Source organism: Streptomyces flavofungini (assembly GCF_041028215.1).
In the GTDB taxonomy this organism is placed as follows: Bacteria; Actinomycetota; Actinomycetes; order Streptomycetales; family Streptomycetaceae; genus Streptomyces; species Streptomyces flavofungini_B.
Genome location: NZ_JASKYR010000954.1, coordinates 1 through 2,566, shown reverse-complemented (window position 1 = coordinate 2,566; position 2,566 = coordinate 1). Strand labels below are relative to the sequence as shown.

1 protein-coding gene and 1 pseudogene are annotated in these 2,566 nt (G+C 71.2%); both read left to right on the top strand.

All coding sequences use genetic code 11. The annotated features are described in order from the left end of the window. Positions 1-234 (top strand): annotated as a pseudogene (locus AB8Z36_RS37045) (hypothetical protein); the annotation flags it as partial. A gap of 36 nt (positions 235-270) precedes the next feature. After that, positions 271-2,566, top strand: a 2,296-nt coding sequence (uvrC, locus tag AB8Z36_RS37040) for an excinuclease ABC subunit UvrC (RefSeq protein ID WP_369217776.1), incomplete at its 3' end; no start/stop codon positions are given.

The window sequence follows — 2,566 nt, the reverse complement described above, 5'->3', positions numbered from 1 at the left end:
GGCCAGACCGGCCTCGACGACTACGACCTGACGCTGCCCTGGGTCGTCGAGCTGCGCACGCCGGACGGCGGCACCAACTACGCCGTCGCCCTGACCTACAACGAGAAGGCGCCGGGGCACATGGACGTCACCAAGGGCTGGCTCGGGCTGCGCCCGGCCGACGCCCGCACGCTGCACGACCGGGTCGCCCCGGGCGATGTGATCACCGTCCGGGCCGGTGGTCCCGCGGGCTGATCCGTACTGTCAGCGCCCGCCAGTAGGCTGTCCGTCATGGCCGACCCTTCCAGCTACCGCCCCAAGCCGGGACAGATCCCCGACGCCCCGGGGGTCTACAAATTCCGCGACGAGCACCGCCGGGTGATCTATGTCGGGAAGGCCAAGAGCCTGCGCCAGCGCCTGGCGAACTACTTCCAGGACCTGGCGGGCCTCCACCCCCGCACGCGCTCCATGGTCACGACCGCCGCCTCCGTCGAATGGACCGTGGTCAACAACGAGGTCGAGGCGCTCCAGCTCGAATACTCCTGGATCAAGGAGTTCGACCCCCGGTTCAACGTCAAGTACCGCGACGACAAGAGCTACCCCTACCTCGCGGTGACGCTGAACGAACAGTTCCCGCGCGTGCAGGTGATGCGCGGCCACAAGAAGAAGGGCGTGCGGTACTTCGGCCCGTACAGCCACGCCTGGGCCATCCGCGACACCGTCGACCTGCTGCTGCGCGCCTTCCCGGTGCGCACCTGCTCCGCGGGCGTGTTCAAGAACGCCGCCCGCACCGGCCGTCCCTGCCTGCTCGGGTACATCGGCAAGTGCTCGGCGCCCTGTGTGGGGCGCGTCACCCCCGAGGAGCACAGGGAGCTCGCCGAGGACTTCTGCGACTTCATGGCGGGCCGCACCGGCACGTACATCCGCCGCCTGGAGCGGCAGATGGCCGAGGCCGCCGAGGAGATGGAGTACGAGAGGGCGGGGCGCCTGCGCGACGACATAGAGGCGCTCAAGAAGGCGATGGAGAAGAGTGCCGTCGTCCTCGCCGACGCCACCGACGCCGACCTCATCGCCCTCGCCGAGGACGAGCTGGAGGCCGCCGTCCAGATCTTCCACGTCCGGGGCGGCCGGGTGCGGGGCCAGCGCGGCTGGGTCACCGACAAGGTCGAGGCGGTCACCAGCGGCGACCTGGTCGAACACGCCCTCCAGCAGCTGTACGGCGAGGAGAGCGGTGACACCGTGCCCAAGGAGGTGCTGGTGCCCGCCCTGCCCGACCCGCTGGAGCCGGTGCAGGAGTGGCTCACCGAGCGCCGCGGCGCCAATGTCTCGCTGCGCATCCCGCAGCGCGGCGACAAGAAGGCCCTCATGGAGACCGTCGCGCGGAACGCGCAGCAGTCCCTCGTCCTGCACAAGACCAAGCGCGCCTCCGACCTCACCACGCGCTCGCGCGCCCTGGAGGAGATCGCCGCCGCGCTGGAGCTGGACAGCGCCCCGCTGCGTATCGAGTGCTACGACATCTCGCATCTCCAGGGCGACGACGTCGTGGCCTCGATGGTGGTCTTCGAGGACGGTCTGGCCCGCAAGAGCGAGTACCGCCGCTTCCAGATAAAGGGCTTCGAGGGCCAGGACGACGTCCGCTCCATGCACGAGGTGATCACCCGCCGTTTCCGGCGCTACCTCTCCGAGAAGGAGCGCACCGGTGAGTGGTCGCCCGAGGACGCGGAGGACGGCGAGGGCGGCGAGGTCGGTCCCGCGGGCCTCATCGAGGAGGACGGGCGGCCCAAGCGGTTCGCGTATCCGCCGCAGCTCGTCGTGGTCGACGGCGGCCAGCCGCAGGTCGCCGCCGCCAAGCGGGCCCTGGACGAGCTGGGCATCGACGACATCGCGGTCTGCGGCCTGGCCAAGCGCCTGGAGGAGGTCTGGGTCCCGGACGAGGACGACCCGGTGATCCTTCCCCGCACCAGCGAGGGGCTCTACCTCCTCCAGCGCGTGCGGGACGAGGCGCACCGCTTCGCCATCACCTACCAGCGCACCAAGCGGGCCAAGCGGTTCAAGGCGGGGCCGCTGGACGAGGTGAAGGGCCTGGGCGACGCCCGCAAGCGGACGCTGATCAAGCACTTCGGCTCCGTGAAGCGGCTCCGCGCGGCGACGATCGACCAGATCTGCGAGGTCCCCGGGGTGGGCCGCAAAACGGCCGAGGCCATCGTGATCGCCCTGTCCCAGTCCGCACCCGCCGCCCCCGCGATCAACATGACGACCGGCGAGATCCTGGACGACGAGCCCGCGGAGCCCACGGCACCGGACGGCACGGGCCCCGCCGCGACTGACGTGGAGCCCGCCGGGGCTGACGCTGAGCTTGCCGGGAGTGGCGTTGAGTCCGCCAGGACCGGCGTGGACTCTGTCGCGACCAGCGCGGAGTCCCCTGAGACCGGCACGGTGCCTGCTGCCCCCAGCACGGAGTTTCCCGGCAGCGTCGCAGAGCCCGCGGCGACCAGCGCAGAGCCCGCGGCGACCAGCGCAGAGCCCGCGGCGACCAGCGCGGAGCACGCCGCGACCGGCGTGGAGTCCCACGGGAACGGGACGGAGC